This is a genomic window from Kocuria sp. CPCC 205260, from assembly GCF_040981045.1.
Classification (GTDB): Bacteria; Actinomycetota; Actinomycetes; order Actinomycetales; family Micrococcaceae; genus Kocuria; species Kocuria palustris.
This window is the reverse complement of record NZ_JAVKPT010000006.1, coordinates 127,999-150,368: the sequence shown is the minus strand read 5'-3', so window position 1 is coordinate 150,368 and position 22,370 is coordinate 127,999. Positions and strand designations below refer to the sequence as shown.

The window sequence follows — 22,370 nt, the reverse complement described above, 5'->3', positions numbered from 1 at the left end:
GGGAGCGGGCCTCGAACATCTTCATCCGGCGTCGCAGCGATCGAGGGGCTCGATCCGCGGCGCTGTTCTGAGCCGGGTCGATCCGCCCGGCCGCTAGGGGGAACCGCATGGAGCACAGCCCTGCCATCGACGTCCTGCACGTCGTCGAGGCATTCGGCGGAGGCGTGGCCGCAGCCGTGCGCGACTACGTCCGGGATCTGCCCGAGGCTCGTCACCACATCGTGTGCCGGCTGCGCCCGGAGGCCGAAGCTCTCGGAGCGCAGTGGCGCCAGGACTTCGCCTCCGTCACCGCCATCACCGGCGGTCAGCTGGGTGCGGTGCGCACCGTCCGCGAGACCATCCGCGAGCTGCATCCGGCCGTCGTGCACTCGCACTCCAGCTACGCCGGAGTGTGGGCCCGCGTCGCCGGCATCGGGCTCGACGGCTTCCGCTCGGTCTACACCCCGCACGCGTGGGCGTTCGCCCGCGAGGACAAGTCGCGGCTCGAGCGCGCGGCATTCCGCGGCGTCGAGCGCGTCCTGCTGCACCGCACGGACGTCCTGGCCGGCTGCTCGCGCGCCGAGCTGGCGCCGGCGCGCGCCTGGCGTTCGGACGTCGAGCTGGTCCACGTCCCCAACATCGCCGAGCTCGAGGCGGACTCGACCCCCACTCTGGTGCAGCAGCCCTCGGATCCTCGAGGCCTCCTGATCGTGGGCTCGGGTCGCCTGACCGCGCAGAAGGACCCCGCGTGGTTCCGCGCTGCGGTCCGCGCGGTGCGCGCAGAGGGCCACCCCGTGCGCGCGCTGTGGGTCGGCGGCGGCGACGAGACCATGCAGGCGGATCTGGAGTCCGCCGGCATCGAGGTCACGGGGTGGATCCCTCCTGCACAGGTCGAGCGCCACCTCGCGGAGGCCGATCTGTACCTGCACACGGCGGCCTGGGAGGGCTTCCCGATCACGGTCCTCGAGGCCGCACAACTGGGGCGGCCCATCGCCGTGCGCTCGATCCAGGCCTTCCACGAGGTGTCGCTGCCCGTCGTGCTCGATCGGCCCTCGGATCTCGCCGAGCGCTGGGAGCGGATCGCTGAGCACGCCACTCGCGAGCAGATGGTCTCTCAGCAGGACCGGGCACTGCGCGAGAACTGCGCAGGTGTCCAGCACGACAGGCTCGCCCAGGCCTACGGGCTCGAGGTCCGGCCGTGGGGCGTGGGCGGACGCGGCGCTCCGGGGCGGCAGAGCGCGACGCAGATCGTCGACGGGGTGACGCGCGAGACCAAGAGCTCCGCGGAGCTGGCAGGATATGCCGGTCCGAGCCGCTGATCCGCGGCTGGGCTGATCGAAGGAGCTCGCCATGTCCGCTGCGCCGCAGGCCTCCCGCCGCGTCGTCGCGGTGGGCTGCGACATCCAGGCCCACGGGCCGGTGGCGGAGGCGATCGGATCTTTCGGCCCGGCCTACCTCCGTCGTGTGCTCCACCCCCAGGAGAGGGTCGGCCTGGATGCGCCGGCGGAGGGGGCCGCACCCGATCCGGAGCTCACGGCGCGTGTGGCCCTTTTGGTGGCGCTCAAGGAAACTGTCATGAAATGTCTGGACCTCAGCGCCTCAGATCCGATTTCATGGACTGACATACGATGTGCACCGATCCGACGGCGATCCTCCGCCGAGGGGACCGGATCCGAGGAGCAGACCGCTCATCGGGTGCAGCTGCATGGATCGGCCGCGCTCCTGGCGCGGCGACGGGGGATCCGCAGCTTCCTGGCAGTGGCCTCGACCACCGTGCCCGCTGCGCGCACTGCGCAGACGGGGGAGACGGTGGTCCTGTCCGCGACGGCGAGAGCCGTCGCGCTGTCGGGACGGTCACCTGGGGGGAGGATCGAGGCGGGGACGGCTCCGGGGACGCTGGATGCGTCCCGGAGGCCGGGGGATGCCGCGAAGTGCCGCTCAGCGGTCCGCGGCATGCCGGCCGGGGCTCAGCACAGGGGAACGGGGAATCCGCACGGCGATGTTCTGCCGGCGGAGGGGCTGCGGGCAGCAGTCGCAGCCGCTCCCGCACAACAGGGGGACCCCTCAGGTCCCCCGGAAGAATCGGGGAGAAGCAGAATGAGCAGCACCGAAGAGATCATCGCCGAGGTCCGTCAGGTCGTCGCGCAGCATGCGCATCTGGCCCGGGACGCCGGCTCGCTGGCCGAATCCGACAGCCTCTACGCGGCGGGGATGACCTCGCACGCCTCCGTCAACGTGATGCTCGGGGTGGAGGACGCCTTCGACCTCGAGTTCCCGGAGCAGATGCTGACCAAGGAGACCTTCGAGAGCCTCGAATCCATCGCCGCCGCCGTGCGCACTCTCGAGGAGCAGCAGTGAGCGCCCCGACGCGCGAGAACCGCAGCGGCTCCGGCGAGGACATGGAGCGCAGGGACTGGTCCGAGCGGATCGACGCCGTGGTCGCGGCCGCAGCGGCTGCGGCAGCCGACGTCGACGCCCAGGGTCGATTTCCCCAGGAGATGCTGGACGCCGCGCGCGAGCAGCTGATCCTGGGCGCTCACGTGCCGGCCGTGCACGGCGGCCTGGGCCGTTCGATCACGGAGATCTGCCGGCTGGTGGAGGCCCTGGGTGCCGTGTGCGCCTCCTCGGCCGCGGTGATCGCCATGCACTTCAGCCAGGAGCTGTGCCTGACCCGCCACGTGGACCTCGAGGAGGACACGGCCCTGTCGCGCTTCACCTGCCGGGTGGCGGCGGAGCAGCTGCTGCTGGCCTCCTCGACGACCGAGAAGAACATCGGCGGCGACACGCGCACGTCGTCGTGCGCGGTCGTCGCCCACGACGACGGCAGCGCCACCGTGGCCAAGTCGGCTCCCGTGATCTCCTACGGGCGCTTCGCCGACGCGATCCTGGTGACGGCGCGCCGTGATCCGGAGGCACCGGCCTCCGAGCAGTCACTGGTGGTCGTGCCGCGCGAGCACCTGAGCCTGGAGCGCACCAGCGAGTGGGATGCCCTGGGCCTGCGCGGCACCATGTCCGAGGGCTTCGAGCTGGAGGGCACCGTGTCGGCAGACATGGTGCTGCCGGTCGACTTCGCGACCATCTCCGCACAGACCATGCTCCCGGCATCGCACACGCTGTGGGCGTCGTCCTGGCTGGGCCTGGCCACCGGAGCCGGTGCCGTGGCTCGGCGCTTCATCCAGAAGAAGGCCCGCTCGAACCCCGGGACCACGCCTCCGGGAGCCCTGCGACTGGCCGAGCTCGAGGTGCGGATCCAGTCGATGATCGACACCGTGCGCAGCTCGATCGCCCGCTTCGAAAAGGCCGCCCATGATCCCGAGCTGGCCACGTCCATGCACTTCGCGATCGCCATGAACACGCTCAAGGTCTCGACCTCCGAGTCCGTGCGCGCGATCGTCTCCGAGGCCATGGTCATCGTGGGCATCGCCTCGTACTCGAACACCGGCCCGTTCTCGCTCGCTCGCTCGCTGCGCGATGCCATGGGGCCGTCGCTGCAGGTCAACAACGACCGCATCCTGAACAGCAGCGCCTCGCTGCTGACCGTCTCCAAGGGGCGGGCATGAGCGGCGGGGCGCAGGTCGGGATGCCGCAGACTCCCGCGGAGGAGATGTCCCAGGAGCAGCGCTTCGAGGCCGAGCTGCTCCAGGCCGGGTGGCTGCTGCCCACGCTGGGACAGGGGATCACGGGCACCGGGGCGGTGATGGAGGCCGTCGTGCAGGGCCTGATCCTGGCCGCGCGCGAGCGAGCCGTGGACCTGCCCCGCCCCGGTCGGCTCGAAGCCGTCCGCTTCCCGCCGGTCAATGCCCGCAGCCTGCTCGAGCGCACGGACTACGTGGCCAGCTTCCCGCAGCTGCTGGGAACGATCGACACCTTCGAGGGCGACACGAAGGCTCATCGGCGGCTGCTGGCCGACCGAGAGGCAGGCCAGCCGTGGGACGGGCACATGTCGACCAGCGGCTATGCGCTGGTGCCGGCAGCCTGCCACCCGCTCTACGGCGCCCTGCAGCTGGGCTCCGCCCGGGGCGAGGTCGATGGCACGGTGTACTCGCTGATCGGCGACTGCTTCCGCAACGAGCCGTCGCCGGACCCCATGCGCTTCGTCTCCTTCCGCATGCTCGAGTTCGTGCTCGTGGGCACGCCCGAGCAGGCACTGGCCCACCGTCAGGCCATGCTCGAGCTCGGCTCGGGGCTGTTGCGCGATCTGGGGCTGGATGTCGAGATCGAGAGCGCCAACGACCCGTTCTTCGGCCGTGCCGGCGTGATGCTGGCCAAGGGGCAGCTGCAGGCCGAGCTGAAGTTCGAGATCACGGCGCCGGTCTACGGCACCCATCGCACGGCGATCGCCTCCGGCAACTACCACGAGGACCATTTCGGCGCCGAGTTCGACCTGCATAGCGCCGATGGCTCGATGGCGCACTCCGCGTGCTTCGGCTTCGGCCTGGAGCGCGTGGCGCTGGCGCTGGCGCGGGTCCACGGCACCGAGCTGATGGCCTGGCCCGAGCAGGTGCGGGCCCTTCTCGGCCTGCCGACGGGGGAGACCGGATGACCGCGACGACCTCCGCCGCCGGACTCGGGGTCGCAGCGCTGAGCCCTGAGGGCTTCATCCAGCACCCGCTGCACCGGGATGAGTCCGTCTGGTCGAACACGAACTGCTACCTGGACGTGTGGATCGAGCTGCTGCACGGTCTGGGGCATGCACCGGAGCCGCTGTTCGCAGCGGCTGTCGCGACCACGGCTCAGGCGACGCAGTTCGAGTTCCTGAAGGTGGATCACCGCGACCTCGAGGAGGTCACCGGGATCCGGGTGGGCGAGCACGACATCTGGCTGGGACTGCAGGAGCAGGTCATGCTGCAGCTGGGCCTCGGGAACCCCATGCTGATCGAGGCCGATGCGTTCTGGCTGCCGGACACCCGAGGCGTGTCCTACGGGCAGGAGCACACCAAGACCTCGATCGTCGTGCTGCATGCCGATCCCGACACCCGTGAGCTCGTCTACCTGCACAACGAGGGGCTGCACCGGCTCGACGGCGCGGACTTCGACCACGTGCTGGGCGCGGGCCGCAGCCAGGGGATCGTGCCCTCGCCCTACACCGAGCTGATCTCCTTGGAGGGGCTGCGCGACCCGCAGGACGTCGACGCCGCGGCGCAGACCCGGCGCCTGCTGCGGCTGCACTCCGCCCGGGCACCGCAGATGAATCCGGTCGCCGATCTCATGGAGATCCTCCGCTCGCGCTTCGCCTGGCTGGGGGAGAACGGGATGGAGGGCTACCACGCGCTGTGCTTCGAGACCACGCGGCAGCTCGGCGTCGTCTCCATGCTGGCGGCCGCCGCATGCCGGCATGCCGAGGTGCCCGAGCTCGAACCGGCCGTCGAGGCCTGGACCGCCGTCTCGGAGGAGGCCAAGGGCATGCAGTTCCAGCTGGCTCGGCTCGCCCGCGGGCGGGGCTCCTCGGCCCTGGCGGCCACCATGGACTCCGCGGTCGAGCACTGGGCGCAGGCGGCGGAGGCGCTGGCCTCCTGGGCCGCCGACGGCGGCGGGTCCGAGCCCGCCTCATGAGTCCCGACCCGCTCGTGGACGACCCGCTCGGCACAGGCTCGGGCGGCGTCGCCCTGGGGAGGCTGAACTGGACACTGCACGGGACGGAGTCCGGGGCGATCGGCTGGACGGGTCCCTGGGAGCAGGCCGGGGCCCCGGTGCTGCGCGCGGGCGGGGTCTCGATCCTGAGGCCTCGGCTCGAAGAGCTGTCGCAGCTGAGCCTGCCCGCCTCCGTGCCGGGAACGCTCGCCGCCGCCCTGCGCGATGCGGGGCGCGAGCCGGTGGCGCAGCCGGATGACCGGGACTGGTGGTGGCGCGCCGACCTCGAGCTGCCCTCCGGCGAGCCGCAGGGGCAGTGGGAGCTGAGCCTGCGCGGGGTGGCGACCGTCTCCGAGGTCTGGTGGGACGGCCGGCGCGCCGCGACATCGGCGACCGGGCTGGACGACCTGGTCGTGCACCTGACGGCGTCGCCGGGCCGTCATGAGCTGGCGATCGTGTGCCGCGCCCTGTCCCTGCTGCCCGTGCCGCGCCGGCCTCGAGGACGATGGCGCTCCAGCCTCGTGGCGGATCAGTCGCTGCGCTGGCGCCGGACGCCGCTGATCGGTCGGATCCCGTGGGCCGGCACCGCTCCCGTCATCGGGCCCTGGGGGCAGGTCTCCCTGCTGCCGGTGCCGCAGCACGGGATCGAGCTGACGGGCGTGCGCACCGAGCTCGATGCGGACCTTCGCAGCGCGCGGGTGCTCGTGGACTGCATGGCCGAGCGCGGGGGGCACCTGGAGCTCGCCTGCGCAGGCGCCGTCACGGCTGTCGAGGTCCCTGCGGGTGAGAGCCGGGTGCGACTCGAGGTGCGTGAGCCTGCGCTGTGGTGGCCGGCGACCCATGGCGAGCCCGCGTTGCACGAGCTGACCGTGCGCGCCGGATCCCGTCCCGGACAGCTGCAGCCGCTGGCCCGGCGCAGCGTCGGATTCCGCCGCTTGGAGGCGCAGACCGACGACGGCGGCTTCCGGCTGATCGTCAACGGCCGCCCGGTCTTCGTCCGCGGCGCCGTCTGGGCGCCCGTGGACCCGCTGAGCCTGGGCGCAGCGGCGGAGAAGATCGAGCGCACGGTGCGAGCCATGGCCGCTGCCGGCGCCAACATCCTGCGGATCTCCGGCACCGGAGCCTGGGAGTCCCCGGCCTTCTACGAGGCCTGCGACCGGTTGGGCCTGATGGTCTGGCAGGACGCCATGCTGGCCACCCTCGATCCACCGGAGGATCCCGACTGGCTGGGGCTGCTCGAGGCCGAGCTGCGGACCTGGCTGCCGCGCCTGGGGGCGCACCCGTGCCTGGCGGTGGTCTCCGGCGGCAACGAGGTCCTGCAGCAGCCCGTGCTGTGGGGCCGCAGCCCGCAGGAGATGGCCATGACCGCGATCGACGAGCTGATCCCGCGCCTGAGCGCCGAGCTCGTCCCGCAGGCCGTGCACGTGCCCACGAGTCCGTGCGGCGGGCAGCCGCCCACCCGCCCCGATCAGGGGATCTCCCACTGGTTCGGCGTGGGCGCCTACCGCCGGCCGCTGACGGACGCCCGCCTCAGCGGCGTGCGCTTCGCGGCCGAGGCCCTGGCCTTCGGGTGTCCGCCGCGCCCCGAAGCGATCGAGGCCGCCTTCGGCTCTGCGACGGCCGATCATGACGAGGCCGCCCGCGCGGCATGGTCCGCGGCGGCGGCCCGGGATCCGGGGGCCGAATGGGACTTCGAGGACATCGCCGCGCACTACGCCCGGCGCTGGATCGCTCCGGGGATCGAGGCCGACCGCGGTGCCACGGGATTGGTGGCCGATCATCCCGGGGACGTGGACTGGGACGGGCTCGTCCGCGAGGAGCAGCTGCGGCTGGAGCGCGCGGCATCGGCCCGGGCCGTGGAGCGCACCCTGGCCGATCTGCGCCGCCCGGGGTCGCGCTGCGACGGCGTGATCATCCTCGCGGCCCGGGACCTGGTGCCGGGGGCCGGCTGGGGGCTGCTCGACTCCGAGGGCCTGCCCAAGGCCACCTGGTACGCCATGCGCCGCGCCTGCGCCCCGGTCGCGGTGCTGCTCACCGACGAGGGGCTGGCCGGACTGCACGCGCACGTGGTGTGCGACCGCCCGCTGCGGCTGCGGGGAAGGCTGCGGCTGCGGGTCTGGACGCGACAGGGCGTGCTCAGCCACGAGACGCACTGCGACGTGTCGATCGACGGCCCCGGGTCCGTCACATTCGTCGTGGAGGACGAGCTCGGCGGCTTCCTGGATCTCGATCGGAACTGGGGATTCGGCGACCGGCAGTGGGAGGCGCTGGCGGTGGATCTGCAGGTCGGACCGGATTCCGATCCGGTCGGGCCGGACAGCGCACTCAAGACTGTCCGCCTCTTGGGGGGCGAGAGCCGCGACGCTCTGGCCGACCTGCGGACGGAGCCGACGCTCGGGAGACAGGACGATGAGTCGTCATACGAGCGCCGTGCCGGCGAGCCCGGCTATCGTGCCCGGAGCGGGCAGCTGAGGCTGAGCTCGGCGGCCGCATCGTCGTCCGTGCGCGTGCCCTGCGGGGCAGGCCGCATCCCGCTGGACGAGGGCTTCGACCTGGAGCCAGACGGGAACCGGGACGTCGCGCTGGTCGAGGCGAGCGCCTGGCCGCCCGTCGTCGTGTCTGGTCGCACGACGTCCGGCGGCTGAAGCGGCAGGGGAGCCGCTGTCCCCTCTTCCGGGGCCGGAAGGGGGAGCGGGTCGGGTGGGGCGAGGGATCGCCGTGGCCGGGCCCGGTCGAATCGTTTGGGGGAGAGATGCTCGAAGGACAGCCCACATGGGCGGGAACCGGCCGAGAGGCCGTGCTGGCATGGATCCACGCCCCCGAGGACGGGACGAGCCGCGGCATCGTGGTGCTCGGCCAGCCTGCCGGACGCGAGCAGGTGCTGTCCCTGCTGGCGGTACGGCGGCTGGCCGTGCTGCTGGCGCGGCGCGGCTACACGGCCGTCCGCTTCTTCTGGCGCGGCACCTCGGATTCGCAGCCGCTCTACGGGGACCCCGATCTCGTCGGACGCTGGCAGGACGACGTCCGCACCGTGATCTCCCACGTCCGCGAGTCCCGCGGCCTGCCGCAGGTCCCGGTGCACGCGATCGGCTACCGGATCGGGGCGGCCCTGCTGGCCAGCATGTCCGGGGAGCTCGGCACCGTGGTGGCCTGGGAGCCCGTGGGCGGCAGCGCCTTCGTGCGGCAGTGGACCCGCATGCGCGCGGCGCTGGCCTCCTCCACGCCGCAGCGCGACGGCGAGGCTGATCTTCTGAGCCTGACCCTGACCCGTGCCCAGGCTGAGAGCCTCAGCGGGCTGCCCGCCCCGAGCCCCGAGAACGCAGCGATCGTGAAGGAGAAGGACCGCCGACGGGCGAAGGCCATGTACGCCGTCGAGCCGTTCGACACCCATCTGCACGACGACGTCCTCGACCTGGTCATGGATGCCCTGCCGGAGCACCAGCCCGTCCAGGGCGGGCTCGTCTCGGCCCCGGTGCGCGAGATCAGCTGGGACGACGAGCACGGCGTCCGACTCCACGAGCGCCTGGTCGATGTCGGCCCCGAGCCGCGGGTGGGCATCGTGACCTGGGCCGAGGGCTCCCTGCAGTCCCGGGACGAGGCCGCAGGCGAGGACCCGAGGGCCGATGCGCTGCGCTGGCGGGGGCCGGGCCTGATCGTCTCCGGGGGAGGCCCGGATGGACGAGCAGGCGGCGGGGAGTGGCCCTATGCCGCCCGCGAGCTGGCTGCCGGCGGCTTCGTGGTGCTGCGCTGCGACCGTCCGACCGTGGCGGACTCCACTCCGGTGGATGAGCTGCAGGCCAGCAACTCCTACACCCTGCGCTCGGCGGTGGGGCTGCAGGACATGGTCCAGTGGCTTCGCGACCACGGCTGCGCTGAGGTCCACGCGGGGCTGCACTGCGCCTCGGCCTGGGCAGCCTGCCTGGGCGAGCTGCACGGCCGTCCCGTGCTCTCCGACTCGACCACGCTGATCGGGCATGCCGAGTGGAAGATGGACCTCTCCTGGTGGGAGGGCCTGCGCCTGGTCTACGACGCCGACCTCCCCGCGGTGGAGCGCGCGAAGGCCCGCAGCGCCTACCTGGGCATCGCCGACGACTCCGCGCTGCCCGACGTCGCCGACACGGCGGCCGGCGACGTCCCGTCGGAGGGGCCGGCCGATGGCGCAGCGGCGAAGGCCTCCCCGGTCTCGGCGCTGGTCAGGATCGCGGCTCGACGCCTGCGCGAGCGAGACCTCCGGGGGCTGAAGTCCGAGATCCGTCCGGAGATCGTGCGATGGATGCGGTGGGAGATGCCCTACCCGCTGTGGCTGCGCCTGAACCGCTCCCGCCGCGTGATCGGCCCGGAGTCCGTGCTGGAGCCCATGGCGGCCCGTCAGCCAGTGCACGTCGTCAACGGCCGTGACGACATCGAGCGCTGGGAGCAGACCCGCGCCGACCGCGCGGTGCGCGAGCTCGACCAGCGCGGGCTGCCCCTCAGCGAGCGGCGTCTGGAGCACATGGACCACTCGCTGCTCACCAGCGAGTCCCATCGGCTGCTGGTCGCCTCCCTGCGCAGCGCCCTTCCGGCACCGGATGCCGGAGCACCCGCGGGAGGGGCGCGGGTCTCGTGAGCCCGGCGCAGGGATCTGCCAGGCCGGACAGCTCGGCCGGTGCCGAGCGCCGTGGTGCGAGCACGAGGATCGAGCAGACGTGGATCCCCGTCGGCGACGACCGGATGGTGCACGGCGAGGAGGCGCGAGGCCGCGTGCTGGAGGCTCCGGCGGCGGCGGGCGTCCTGGAGAGCCCCGTGAGCGGCAGGGCGCGCGCGGCCGTGCTGGTCGTGGGACCGCTGGGACGCGAGCGCGTCGTGTCCACGGCCGCGATCGCCGTGCTGAGCCGGGAGCTGGCGGGAGAGGGCTGCCTGGTGCTGCGGCTGGGCCTGCGCGGCTCGGGCGACTCCCACGACCTGCCCGGCGACGACGTCCGCTCGGCCTGGCGCGCTGATGTGCGCGCATCCGTGAACGAGCTGCGGCGGCGGGCGCCGGGGCTTGCGGTGCACGCCGTGGGCCTGCGCCTGGGGGCGGCCGTGCTGCTGGACGCCTGCACTGCGACTGACGAGCCGGCACGAGAGGGCGCCGCAGCCGGTGACGGCCCGGACGCCCGGCCGCTTCCGGAGCTGGAGCGAGTCGTGCTGTGGGAGCCGCAGGGCGGTCGGGAGCAGCTGCGTCGCGACCAGGCTCTGCGTCGGGTCAGCGTGCCCAGGCCGACGGCGGACGAGGGCGCCGAGGTGAGCGGAATGCTGTGGAGCCGCGAGCAGGCCGAGAGCCTGCGGACCCTGCCTGACCCTCGGCGCGGCCCGCTGCCCTCGGATCGGTGGAGCATCCGCGAGGAGGACGATCGGGAGGCCGCCGAGATGCTGTGGGGCGTGGGCTCGGAGTTCGCGCGAGTCCCGCGGACGGCCGTCCACGAGATCGTCGAGCTCCTGACGGCTGCGGATCCGCTGGAGCCTCCGCTGAGCACTGAGGCGCAGCAGGCCGTGGACATGGAACCCAGGGCGAGCGCCGCGCTGACGGTGCCGGACTCGTCCGGAGCGCCGCAACGGGTGATCGAGACCTTCGTGCGCGTGGCCGACGGCAGACCGGCAGTGCTCAGCGCTGCGGAGGATCGGCCGACGGGAGGCGGGCGGCGCCGTCTGCCCGAGACGGCCGTGCAGCTGATCGCGGCGGCCTCCGAGCCCTCGGACGGTCCCACGGGCCTGTGGACCAGTGCGGCGCGGGACCTGGCGGGAGAGGGCATGACCGTGCTGCGCGCCGAGCGCCCGGGCTGCGGGATCCTCTCCGACGCGAGCCTGGACACCATCCCCTCGCCCTATGACCCTGCGACGCTGCGCGCCGTGGGATCGGATGCCGCCTGGCTGACGCGGCGCACGGGCCTGCCCGTGACGGCGGTCGGGCTGTGCGTCGGCTCCTGGCTGGCGCTGCGCAGCGCGGAGCGGACCGTGACGCGGCGGGTGATCGCGGTCAACAACGTGGCCTGGCGACCCGGGACCGGCTACTACGACCTGCTCTACGGAGAGAGGGACACCTGGGAGAACGCCCCGCGCGGCTTCACGGAGTCCCTCGCACGGGAGGCAGGGGGAGCGCAGCAGCGGCCGACGTGGCCCGCGGGCGTGCGCGACGTGCTGCGCCGTCGGCTGCGCGGACTGCGCGGCGCCGTCGAGACGCACGCCCCCGCCCCGGCCCGGCACCTGCTGGCCCTGCTCGGGATCAGCGACGCGGTCTCGAGCATGCTCGTCTTGCCCGGCGGAGCGCGTGAGATCGATCTCATCCTGGGCGCAGAGGACCTGGCCGAGTTCCGCGAGGCCCGCGGCGACTGGGGTGTACGCATCGCGCGACGGCTCGGACGCACTGTTCGGGTGCACGATGTCCCCTCACTGGACCACGCCCTGCTTGCAGCGTCCGGGCGGGCGGAGGTGCGTACGATGCTCCGGGACATGCTCGTATCGGACGGCCGCGATGGGGATCGCGCCGCGCCGACGGCATCGGGGGATGCCGAGACCACGTCCTGACCACGTGCGATCTCCGCCGTGGCGCAGCAGCCGCACCTCGCGCAGGGGCCCCTTCTCCCCTCGCTCATGAGGACCTCGAGGTCCGCACCCGTCCAGGAGGACCGTCCGCATGGCCAAGCACCGCCTCGAAGGCCCCGCCTCCGGGCCCCTGCGCCGTCATCGGCGCCGGGAGCGCAGCGCGTCCGCGCCGCTGCCCGCCGAGACGGCTGCAGACGAGGTCCGCGGAGGCCAGGAGCCCGAGGCCGACACCTCGGCCGACACAGGATCGGAGCGTCTCGGGCAGAACATCCTGTGGAACTACCTCTCCGGCTTCACCTCGATCTTCGGGCTGCTGCTGCTCTACCCGCTGGCCGTGTCCATCGTCGGCGCGCCGTCCTACGGCCTGTGGGTCCTGGCGATCGGCGCGATCCAGATGCTGACCATGACCGACTTCGGGCTGGGCTCCGGGATCGTGCGCACCCTGACCGGGATCGCGGAGGGCCCGGGCGCCTCGTACGAGCGACGGCGCTTCGTGACGGCGGCGATCCTGGTCTTCGTGCTGCTCGGCGCGGGGCTGACCATCGTGTACCTGCTGGCCTTCCCGCTGTACCTGGCAGCCGTCGATGTCCCGGACCAGGACCAGCACGCGGTGATGCCCATGACCGTGCTGGCCGGCTGCACGCTGTTCGTCTCCATGGTCGGCCGCGGCCTGAACTCGGTGCTGTGGGGCCTTAACCGCCCGGACATCGAGCGCAAGGCCGCCGTCGTGTCGATCATCCTGCGGGCCCTGGGCTACGGGGCCGTCCTGCTCACGGGCAGCGGGCTGATCGGGATCGTGGTGGTCGAGTGCTTCTCGCTCATGCTGCCGCCCTTCGTGTGCCTGTGGGCGGTGTGGCGGCGCTTCCGGGCTCCGGTGCTCGATCGTCGCCTGTGGGCAGATCACGGGGCCCCGCTGCTGCGGCTGTCCTCCGTCATGTCCATCGGCTCGCTGGCCCTGCTGGGCGTCTACCAGCTGCCGCTGTTCCTGGTCGGGCCGACTCTGGGCCTGGCGGCGGCCACGGCGTTCGGCGCCCTCATGCGCGTCTACCAGAGCTGCCGCCTGATCGTCAGCTGGATCACGATGCCCTACGGCTATCCGCTGCGCGTGGCCGAGGGGGAGCAGGCCTCGCACGTGCTCAAGAGCTGCCAGACGCTCACCCTGGGCATCGGCATGCTCATGGGCGCGGCGCTGTTGAGCATCCCCACGGAGCTGATGACGGCGTGGATGGGCGACGACTTCGCCTTCGCCGCCATGGGCCTGGCCACGCTGACGATCGGCCTGATCGCCGAGGCGATCAACCAGCCGGCGAGCATGGTGATGACCCTTCGCGGGTCGGCGCTTCGGGCCTCGCTGATCAACCTGGCGATCCTGGTGCTGACGCTGCCCGCCGTGTGGCTGGCGACCAGCACCGGGGACATCGAGTGGGTCATCCTCGGCACCGTGGCCCCGTCGCTGCTGCTCAGCGCCGCGCAGGTGATGGGCGCGAACCGGGACCTGCCCTACCGGATCCAGGGCCAGGACCTCAGGCGCTGGGCCGTCATGCTCGCGGGAGCGCTCGCCTACGTCGCGTTCGCCGTGCTGGTCGCGCGGCTGCTGCCGAGCTGGCCCACGATCCTCGTGGTCGGGGCCGGTCTGGCGCTGATGGCCGTGCGCATGATGCGCACCGTGCGCGCCGACGGGCAGATCGTGGCCGAGGCCGCCGAGCAGGCGGCCCGGGACGAGGATCCGTCCCGGGCCGAGGGCCCCTCACCCGATGAGGGCTCGGATCAGGCGACCCCGACCAGATCTCGGTAGATGCTCCGGTAGCGGGCGACGGTGCGCTCGATCCCGAAGCGCTCGCCGCACAGCTGCCACGCCTGGCGGCGCAGCTGTGCGCGCTGCTGCGGGGAGCGCTCGAGCAGCCACAGGAGCCGCTCGGCCAGCGCGCGGGGGTCTCGCGGCGGGCAGAGCAGGTGCTCGTCGACGGCCAGCAGCCCGGCATCGCCGGCGTCCGTGGTCACGACCGGAAGCCCCTCGCTCAGCGCCTCGATCCCTGCCATCGGCAGGGCCTCGGTCGAGCTCGAGAAGACCAGGGCGTCGGCCGCCCGCAGCTCGGAGCGCACGTCCGAGATCGTGCCGCACAGCTCGACGCTCCCCTCCAGCCCGAGCTCCCGGCGCCAGGAGGTGAGCTCGTCGTTGTCCTCGTCCACGCCGTTGCCGGCGCAGCGCAGCGTGGCGCCGGGGAGCCTCTCGTGGACCAGCGCCATGGCCTCGAGCAGGGTGCGATGGTCCTTCGCCGGGGCGAAGCGACCCAGATGCAGCAGCCGCTGGCCCCCGGGATCGGGGGAGGGGGCGGGGGCCGTCGCGGTCCCGTTGACGATCACCGGCATCTTCTCGGCCGGGAACGTGTAGCCGAACTCGGTGGCGACCCTGCGCGCCGACGGCGAGCAGGCCACGACCGCATCCATGCGGAAGGACGTCTTGGCCGCGGCCTGCCACGCGAAGCGGGCGACGGCGGAGGACGAGCCGTCCTGGCTCGAATGCTGCGTGGACACGCGCGGGCGGCCGTGCGGGGTCAGCGCGCTGAGCAGGTCGGACTGCTGCAGGTGCGAGTGCACCACGTCGATCTCCAGCCTGCGGACCATGCGCAGCAGATGCGCTGCGGCCCGCGCCGGCACGAGGTCCTTCCGGGACATGCCCACGTGCTCGACCGAGCTGGCCGCCTCCTCCAGCCGGTCGCTGAGCCCGCCGCGGCCGAGCAGCACCAGGATGTGCGCCTCGTCGCTCGGGTCCCGGTGGCGTGCCAGAGCCTCGACGAGGGTCTGGGCGCCGCCGGTCTCGGCGTCGTTGATGACATGCAGAATGCGCATTCTCGTCCTGTCCTCGTGAGGTGAAGGGGTGATGCCGGGGCGGACGTGCAGCAGGCCGAGCGGCCCCCGCAGCCGACTCAGCGGGTCAGAGGGTCAGCAGGTCAGCGGTCCCACGGAGCGGCACCGGCGCCGTCGTCGCTGCGCGCAGCGGCAGCGCTCGAGCCGCCGCCGCGGGGATGCGCCGCGACGGCACCGGCCGGCGCGTCGAGCAGGTCCTGACGACGATCGAAGTCGTCCTCGATCTCGGCCGTGGAGCGGATGCGCCGTCCGCCCGGGACGGGCTCCTCCGGCCAGCGCCGGGTCAGCTCGAGGCCCAGGGCCGCGCCGGCCCCTCCCCACAGCCAGAAGGCGTTGTCGTAGCTGATGGTGGCCCCGGCGACCACGACCCACGTGAGGACGTGCAGCACGCCGATCAGCGGCGGCACGCGCCCGCCGGAGCGCAGGATGAGCAGGCCCATGCCGGCCACCGTGAGCCCGCCGACCAGCATCCCGTTCTCGGCGATGATGCGGCCGAGCACGGAGTACACGTCCGGGATCGGGTTGTAGTGCTGGAAGGTCTCCAGGGGCATGCGCCCGGAGACGAACTCCTGGTTCACATTGCCGCGGCCCAGTCCGCCCCAGAAGGCGATCGGGTCCTCCATCAGCCGCTTCACCACGGCCTGCACCGAGCTGCCTCGGTCCGCCCAGGACCAGTTGAAGCTCTCCGAGCGCTCCTGGAGCACGCTGGAGGCCACCACGGCGGCGCCGAGCGCGGCGGCCGGGACGCCCAGCAGGAACAGCCAGGCCTGGCGGATGGCCACCGGCAGGATGATGGCCATGGCCACGACCGCCACGACGACGACCGCCGAGCCGGAGCCGGAGATGGCCGCCGCCCACACGGCCAGGCCGACCGCAGACCACTCGAGCCAGGACGGGGTCATGCCGTAGTGGCGCAGCAGCACGATGAGCACCATGGCCATCAGCGTCACGGACCCGACCATGAACGACGTCTCCGGGAAGAACCCGAAGGGGCGCCTGACGTACAGCAGGAAGGTGTCGGCGAAGTCCGACATGTTGGCGTAGCCCGGCAGGGTGTAGAGCCACATGAACGGGATGGTGTCGAGCCGGTCGATGAACACGAGCTTCTGCACCACGGCGTAGCCGGCGGAGCCGATCAGGGTCCAGGACAGCCAGGCGATCGCACGGCGGCGCAGGAAGAGGACGGCGGCCGCGGCTCCCGGCAGGGCGAGGGTCGCAGCGACCCACGTGATGGTGGGGATCAGCTGCAGCGGATCGGAGGTGAGGAACAGGCGGATGAAGGCCGAGAAGAACGGCACCGCCGCCAGCACCACGGCGATCGCGAACAGGGGCAGGTAGCGGATGGCGCGCAGCACCAGGATGCCGGCGAGCACCGATGACACGGGGATGTTCGTGTCGCCGCCCACCGGGATCCCCGCGTACGGGAAGGCCGAGAGCACGATGAGCAGCCCGGACAGCACGCGGTCCAGGCGCGTCCCGGTCTCGGGGAGGCGGCCATCGGGCAGGGCGGTGTGCCGAGCCGGGCGCAGCGTGCTGATCTCCGTCATGCTGCCTGCTCCTTCCTGGTCCTGGGGATGCTCATGCGAGGACCCCGATCGGATGCGTCCTGCTCAGCCGCGGGGGACTGCCCCGAGCACGGCCTCGACCGTGGGCTGCCAGTCCGCGCGGGACGAGGTGTCGGCACCGGTGCGCGGTCCGGCGGCGACGGCGTCGTCGAAGCCCTGGCGCAGCGCTGCGGCGAACGCGTCGCGGTCGTGGATGTCCGCGAAGCGGGCGGGAGAGTGCGCGCCGTTCTGCTCGCGCAGCGAGGTGAGGTCGGAGGCCACGACGGGCAGCCCGGCGGCGATGGCCTTGGCGAGGATCCCGGACTGGGCGTCGAAGTGCGTGTAGGGCAGCACGACGACGGCCGCGCCCTCCAGCGCCCTCTGGAACTCGCCGCGCTCCAGGAAGCGGTCCTCGAGCCGGACGGTGCCCGCGCGCTCGGCCCGCTCGCGCAGGGTCGCGGCGAGCTCGGGGCTCTCGGCGCGACCGGCCACGAGCAGCGGCACGCCCGCCTGCCCGGCGGCGTCGATCGCGAGCTCGACGCCCTTGTTGGCGCGCAGCTCGCCCAGCACCAGCGCGTAGGGCTGCTCGGGCAGCTCGAGGCGGGCGGAGGCGGCGGGACCGTCGTCGTGCAGGGGCACGGGCACCGACTCGGCGGAAGCCGCCTCGTCGATCCGGGTGCTCGTGGGCAGGGGCACAGCGACGAGGTCGCCGCGGGTCTCGCCCAGGTTCTGCTGCGCGGTGCTGCGCTGGTCCCGGCCGTGCACGATCACGCGATCGCAGCCGGTGGCCGCCCCCAGCTCGAGGCGGCGCAGCAGCCGCAGGCGCAGCGAGGCGCGGGCGTCGTCGTGATGCGGGCGGACGTTGTGCAGGAACAGCACCGAGGCCTGGTCCCTGCCGGGGGTGAGCACGGCCGGGAACGGGTACTTCGAGGAGTCCAGCGCCACGACGGCTCCGGGGCCGGCCTGGGCGGCCAGGCGGCGGATCTGCAGGTGCTCGCGCACCAGGTCCAGGACCTGGATCCCGCGACGCAGGATCCCTGAGCCGGTGCGCCGCGGGGGGATCGACTCCACGATCTGCAGCCCCTCGACCCGGGGCCGGCCCAGGTAGGCGTCGGCGCCCTTGCGGGAGAGAAGGACCACGCGCTGCGTGCGGGGATCCGCGGCAAGGGCCAAGGCGGTGTCCGCGGCGTGCTCGATCTGGCCCCCGTACTCGGTGGGGCACACGACGAGCACGCGGGCGCCCCGTGAGGTGGTGGGGCGCCGGCTCACGGTGCGCGCCTGCCGGCCTGGGAGCCGGCGCGGGCCAGGACGATCAGCAGCCCGACCACCAGGCCGACCACGACGCCCACGAGGCTGTTCATCGACGGCGAGGGCGAGGCGGGGGCCAGCGGCACCTCCGCCTCGTCCATGATCGACAGCTGCACCGGGGACTCATCCGGGGCCGACGAGCCCTCGAGGTCCGCGGCCCGCTCGACGAGGCTCTCCGAGACGCCCTGGGCGATCTCGGCCGCGCGCTGCGGGTCCGGGTCCTCGGCGGTGACGCTGAGCGTGGCCGTGTTCGGCGCGTTGGTGACGGTCACGGCGTCCTCGACCTCGTCGCCGACCTCGTCCGAGACCGGGCGGAGGACCTCGGAGGAGGTGCCGATCGCGGCGTAGGAGGCGGCGCGGGACTGGGCGAACTGCTCGCCCATCTGCAGGTCCTGGACCGTGGCTGACTCGGAGACGTTCACGAAGATCGTGGTCTGCGCCTCGTACGACTTGGGCATGAGCAGGGCCGAGCCGTAGCCCAGTCCGAGCCCGACGAGTGCGCACAGCACCACGATCGGCCACCAGCGCCGCAGCGCCTTCAGATAGCGTGCCAGGGTCACGACGGTTCTCCCCTCGAAGCTGCGCCGGGGTCCCCACCCCGGGCGATGCATGGATCCTGCGCCCCGCGACGGGCCCGCCGTCGCGCCGCCGCCAGCCGGATCCGAGACCACGGTCGGCTGCCAGGCGGAAGGGAGCCCAGAAGCGTCCCCGGCGCATCGGGCTCAGACGATACCGCCTGGTCTGCGGGCCCGAGCCTCATCGGACCGGCTCGCAGGCCCGGGCCCGGCACAGTTGTGCGGACACACGGGGCGCCGACCTCGACTCCGAGCACTCGTTCGCCCCAACGGCGCCCCGCGCATGTGGGGACATCGCTTCGGGAACTCATGAAGCGAAACTTGCCGGAGTTCCGATTCCGGGCCGGCGGTGCCAGGCTCGTGGCGGGCCGTGCGAGCGCCGCGGGGAAGGTGCCGCGACCCGAGCGCGGCCATGGGCGGCCGCAGGCGCTGCCGCACGATCCGGCAGGCGGCGCCGGAGCAGCATCGATGACGGGAGACTCCTGTGACCACGAACGACCACCGAGGCAGACATCTCGCCGCCGTGCCCGAAGAGGGCGGCGGCGTCCCCCTCGTGACGGTGATCATGGGCGCCTACAACGCTCAGCGCTTCATCGGCGAGGCGCTGACCTCGCTGATGCGCCAGACCTGGCAGAACCTCGAGATCATCGTGATCGACGACGGCTCCCAGGACGCCACCGCCGAGCTCGCCCGGGTGTACGAGCGCATGGCGCTGCCCGGCCGGCGCGTCATCGTGCAGAGCCAGGAGAACACCGGCGTGGCCGGCGCCCGCAACCGCGCGCTGCGCATGGCCAGCGGCGAGTTCGTCACGTTCCTGGATGCCGACGACGCCTTCATGCCTGCGGCGATCTCCCGGATGGTGGCCGAGCGCGAGCGGCTGGGAGGAGGCAGGGTGCTGGTCTCCCTGCAGGGCGCCGAGATCACGCGCGGACCGCTCGACACGACGCGGCCCCTGCACCGGGAGCCCGTGCCCGAGCCCAAGCGCCAGCGGGAGGTGATGCTGCAGTACAACATCGGCAGCCTGGCCAGCCTGTTCCCACGGGAGTTCTTCGACGAGGTCGGGCTCTTCGACGAGACCCAGAGCTATGTCGAGGACTGGGAGCTGTGGCTGCGGGCGGTCTTCTCCGGCTGGCGGTTCCACCGCCTCGAGGAGGTCCTGCTGCTGCTGTGGTGGTCGCCGGGATCCATGAGCTCCGACGTCGAGGACATGGGCCGCGGGGAGGACCGGGCCCTGCAGCTGCTGCTCGAGGGGTTCCGGGAGGAGATGACGCCGGAGGAGATCGCGTTCGTGGAGCACCGACTGTCCGTCGGGTCCCCGCAGCGGATCATCCGGCAGTCCAATGAGGCCCTGCGTGCCGGACGGATCGAGGAGGCCAAGCAGAAGCTGCTGCTGGCCGCCGAGCTGATGCCGGCGCAGAAGCGGGTGGGGGTCAAGGCGCGCATCGCGAGGGTGCCCGGCGGCATGCGACTGCTCAAGCGGCGCCAGGAGACCACGGACGAGATGGTCGACTACGACCCGGTGATGGGGCGCTGAGCCTTCCCGCGAGCTGCGGCGCCTCCCGTCCTGTCGGGAGGCGCCGGGCACGGTCGCGTCAGCGGCCCACGCGCAGCCGGTCCCTGAGCACGGAGCGGGCGATGACGCCCAGGAAGCGCGGACCGCGCCCCAGGTAGCGCCCGGCCATGCGCCGCGGCTCCTGCACCAGCCGCCAGGTCCACTCGCCGCCGATCATCTGCAGCGCGCGCGGGGCGCGCCGACGGGCTCCCGCCGCGAAGTCCACGGCCGCCCCGGCGCCCACGTAGACGGCCGCGGGCAGCTCTCGGCGCCAGTGCTCGAACCAGGCCTCCTGCTTGGGCGAGCCCAGGCAGAGGTAGACCAGGGACGGATCCAGCTGCGCCAGCCGGTCGATGACCTCCTGGGAGAGGGGGTCATCGACCCTCGGCATGCACGGGAACGGGACGTGGTGCAGATCGGCCCCCGGATGCGCTGCCTTCAGCCGGGCCACGGCCTCGGCGGCGACGTCGTCGGCACCGCCGGTGACCACGATGCGCCAGCCGCGCTCGGCGCCCACGGCAGCGGTGTGCGGCAGCAGGTCCGCCCCGGTGTGGCGCTCGGCCTGCGCCAGGCCCAGCACCCGCGCCAGGCCCACGAGGGGCATGCCGTCGACCAGGCGCAGCGAGGCCCCGCGATAGGCGGCCAGCAGCGCCGAGGACGTGCGCAGCGACAGGACGTGATCGACGTTGGCCGTCACGACCAGCTCGGGGCGGCCTGTGTGCGCCAGGCGGTCCAGCTCGTCGTCGACCTGGGCGTCCGAGCCGATCATGAACTCCATGCCATCCAGCAGGAGGCGGCCGTCCAGCGCCTCGAAGCGAGGCGAGAAGGCCCTGTCTCGGGCCTCCGCTGCCTGCATGAGCCGCCCGACGGCGGCCGGAGCCGACAGGTGCGCGACCGCGCTGCGCAGCTCGGCGCGGTCCAGTCCGACGCTGCGCCGGATCCGCTCGGCGAACTCGCGGGGATCGCGGGGGGAGGTGAATCCGGTGCGCCCGTCCTGCACCAGCCCAGCGGGATCCGCGCCCTCGGTGGACACGACCGGCATGCCGGCCGCCAGCGATTCGACGATCACCGTGGGGAAGCCCTCGTACCCGGCGAAGGTGGTCATCAGGAACACCCCGGACGAGGCCTGGACGCGGGCGATCTCCTGCGGAGCCACGGGTCCATGGATCGTGATCCGCCGTCCGATCTCCCGGGGCAGCGCCTCGACCTGCCGGGTGAGGGCCTCGAGCTCGGTGCCCGGTCCGTAGAAGTGCAGGGACCACGGCGTCTCGGGATCCTCGCGGACCAGCTCGGCGAAGGCCTCGACGGCGAAGTCCGGGGCCTTGAGCTTCTCGACGCGTCCGATCCACACGATCCGGTGCGGATCGCGGACGGGGGCCTCCGCGGCGGCGCGCTCGAGCAGCTCCGGCTCCCACCAGGTGGTGGCCGCACGGGCGATCGGGTTGACCCGCTGCACCGCCTCCAGACGGGCGGGGCTGAAGACGCGGACGTCGACGGCGCGGCGGATCACGGCGTTCTCCAGCCGCGGGTGGATCTGGCCGGCGAAGCGCCAGAAGGAGTCGGAGGACCTGCCGGTCGAACCGGCCACCTGGGTGTGGATCACATAGGCCAAGGGGATCCGCAGCAGCGAGCCGAGCGTCAGCGCGGTGTCCATGCGGTGGCACTGCAGGCGGCGAGCCGGAGGCAGCGACTTCCGATGGCGCACCACGCCCGCCACGAGCCGGGCCGTGTGGGGGATGCGCCGCGACTGATCGGCCGGATCCAGGCTCACGACCGGAAGGAAGCGGAAGGTGCGCTGCCCGAGCACGTGCGTCTCCCACCGGCCGACGCGGTGCGGATCGCCGCCCGGAGTGGTGTCCACGCCCACGACCGCCACCGACACGGAGGGGTCGAGATGCCGCAGGATCCCGCGGATCACGGTGTCGATGCCGCCGGGGGAGGCGCGGGCGGCGTCGAACTGGTGGATGATCAGCCAGTCGACCGCGGACCCGCGTCTGCTCGGTGCCCCGGGCGCGAAGTCCTCCTCGGTCCTGAGGTCCCGTCCGTCCTGTGCGGCGGCTGCGTCCAGGACGAGCGCAGCGCCATTGCCGACGTCGTGGCCGTGTGCAGAGGTCATGTGCGCCTCAAGCCCTTCTGATGAGGGGCTGCGCCGAACCGCTGCCAGGATGCAGAGCGCATCCCCGCTGCGGGCTCCGGTCCGCTGTCGGCATCCCCATGCCGGCAGCTGAGCAGCCCGTTCTGATCCCCCGTGCAGGAGCCTCCGGTCTGTTGCCCACGGCTCGCTCCTGCGGTCAATGTACCAACAGCCCGACCGGCCCCCGGACCGCCTGACATGGGGTGAAGCCGCCGCGCGCCCGCTATGGCGCCGATCGGCGGCGGCAGCGCTCCACCGCGGCCTCGTGAACGGGTCGG

15 protein-coding genes and 1 pseudogene are annotated in these 22,370 nt (G+C 72.9%); 11 read left to right on the top strand and 5 right to left on the bottom strand.

Going from position 1 to position 22,370, the window contains the following annotated elements; all coding sequences use genetic code 11:
- Nucleotides 1–107 precede the first annotated feature (107 nt).
- The 10 genes and pseudogenes from RF645_RS10585 (at nucleotide 108) to RF645_RS10540 (ending at nucleotide 13,906) form a co-directional block, all read left to right on the top strand.
- Nucleotides 108–1,298: a glycosyltransferase family 4 protein gene (locus tag RF645_RS10585; protein ID WP_058871751.1), complete on the top strand. Its 1,191-nt coding sequence runs from the start codon at nucleotides 108–110 to the stop codon at nucleotides 1,296–1,298.
- A 31-nt stretch (nucleotides 1,299–1,329) separates the two neighbouring features.
- Nucleotides 1,330–1,650 (top strand): annotated as a pseudogene (locus RF645_RS10580) (4'-phosphopantetheinyl transferase superfamily protein); the annotation flags it as partial.
- A 426-nt stretch (nucleotides 1,651–2,076) separates the two neighbouring features.
- Nucleotides 2,077–2,337 carry an acyl carrier protein gene (locus RF645_RS10575; RefSeq protein WP_006214203.1) on the top strand — a complete coding sequence of 87 codons (261 nt, stop codon included), beginning with the start codon at nucleotides 2,077–2,079 and terminating at the stop codon, nucleotides 2,335–2,337.
- Nucleotides 2,334–3,539 carry an acyl-CoA dehydrogenase family protein gene (locus RF645_RS10570; protein ID WP_368819071.1) on the top strand — a complete coding sequence of 402 codons (1,206 nt, stop codon included), beginning with the start codon at nucleotides 2,334–2,336 and terminating at the stop codon, nucleotides 3,537–3,539. The genes RF645_RS10575 and RF645_RS10570 overlap by 4 nt, the downstream gene beginning before the upstream one ends.
- Nucleotides 3,536–4,522 carry a hypothetical protein gene (locus RF645_RS10565; protein ID WP_200860729.1) on the top strand — a complete coding sequence of 329 codons (987 nt, stop codon included), beginning with the start codon at nucleotides 3,536–3,538 and terminating at the stop codon, nucleotides 4,520–4,522. Before RF645_RS10570 ends, RF645_RS10565 begins: the two co-directional genes overlap by 4 nt.
- Complete coding sequence (locus RF645_RS10560) at nucleotides 4,519–5,532, top strand: DUF1839 family protein (protein WP_368819070.1); 1,014 nt, start codon at nucleotides 4,519–4,521, stop codon at nucleotides 5,530–5,532. The genes RF645_RS10565 and RF645_RS10560 overlap by 4 nt, the downstream gene beginning before the upstream one ends.
- A complete protein-coding gene (locus RF645_RS10555) occupies nucleotides 5,529–8,195 on the top strand; it encodes a hypothetical protein (protein ID WP_368819069.1) in 2,667 nt (888 codons plus the stop codon). Before RF645_RS10560 ends, RF645_RS10555 begins: the two co-directional genes overlap by 4 nt.
- Nucleotides 8,196–8,302: 107 nt before the next feature.
- On the top strand, nucleotides 8,303–10,156 hold the full coding sequence (locus RF645_RS10550; RefSeq protein ID WP_368819068.1) for a hypothetical protein: 1,854 nt from the start codon (nucleotides 8,303–8,305) through the stop codon (nucleotides 10,154–10,156).
- Nucleotides 10,153–12,093, top strand: coding sequence for a hypothetical protein (locus RF645_RS10545; protein ID WP_144421656.1), 1,941 nt, complete (start codon nucleotides 10,153–10,155; stop codon nucleotides 12,091–12,093). Before RF645_RS10550 ends, RF645_RS10545 begins: the two co-directional genes overlap by 4 nt.
- A gap of 109 nt (nucleotides 12,094–12,202) precedes the next feature.
- On the top strand, nucleotides 12,203–13,906 hold the full coding sequence (locus tag RF645_RS10540; RefSeq protein WP_285728640.1) for a lipopolysaccharide biosynthesis protein: 1,704 nt from the start codon (nucleotides 12,203–12,205) through the stop codon (nucleotides 13,904–13,906).
- On the opposite strand, the gene RF645_RS10535 is transcribed toward RF645_RS10540, so the two are convergent.
- The 4 genes from RF645_RS10535 to RF645_RS10520 form a co-directional block, all read right to left on the bottom strand.
- A complete protein-coding gene (locus tag RF645_RS10535; protein ID WP_368819067.1) occupies nucleotides 13,879–14,961 on the bottom strand; it encodes a glycosyltransferase in 1,083 nt (360 codons plus the stop codon). The two genes, RF645_RS10540 and RF645_RS10535, sit on opposite strands and share 28 nt — an antisense overlap.
- A 101-nt stretch (nucleotides 14,962–15,062) precedes the next feature.
- Nucleotides 15,063–16,526, bottom strand: coding sequence for a hypothetical protein (locus RF645_RS10530; RefSeq protein ID WP_368819066.1), 1,464 nt, complete (start codon nucleotides 16,524–16,526; stop codon nucleotides 15,063–15,065).
- A 63-nt stretch (nucleotides 16,527–16,589) separates the two neighbouring features.
- On the bottom strand, nucleotides 16,590–17,792 hold the full coding sequence (locus RF645_RS10525; RefSeq protein WP_368819065.1) for a glycosyltransferase: 1,203 nt from the start codon (nucleotides 17,790–17,792) through the stop codon (nucleotides 16,590–16,592).
- Nucleotides 17,789–18,391 carry a YveK family protein gene (locus RF645_RS10520; RefSeq protein ID WP_024290033.1) on the bottom strand — a complete coding sequence of 201 codons (603 nt, stop codon included), beginning with the start codon at nucleotides 18,389–18,391 and terminating at the stop codon, nucleotides 17,789–17,791. The genes RF645_RS10525 and RF645_RS10520 overlap by 4 nt, the downstream gene beginning before the upstream one ends.
- Before the next feature lie 538 nt (nucleotides 18,392–18,929).
- Here RF645_RS10520 and RF645_RS10515 point away from each other — a divergent pair.
- The gene (locus RF645_RS10515; protein ID WP_368819064.1) at nucleotides 18,930–19,940 is read left to right on the top strand and encodes a glycosyltransferase family 2 protein; all 1,011 of its coding nucleotides are present in this window, start codon (nucleotides 18,930–18,932) and stop codon (nucleotides 19,938–19,940) included.
- Between the two features lie 58 nt (nucleotides 19,941–19,998).
- Here the strand turns inward: RF645_RS10515 and RF645_RS10510 are convergent, their stop codons facing one another.
- Nucleotides 19,999–22,074 carry a WecB/TagA/CpsF family glycosyltransferase gene (locus RF645_RS10510; RefSeq protein WP_368819063.1) on the bottom strand — a complete coding sequence of 692 codons (2,076 nt, stop codon included), beginning with the start codon at nucleotides 22,072–22,074 and terminating at the stop codon, nucleotides 19,999–20,001.
- Nucleotides 22,075–22,370: the final 296 nt, after the last annotated feature.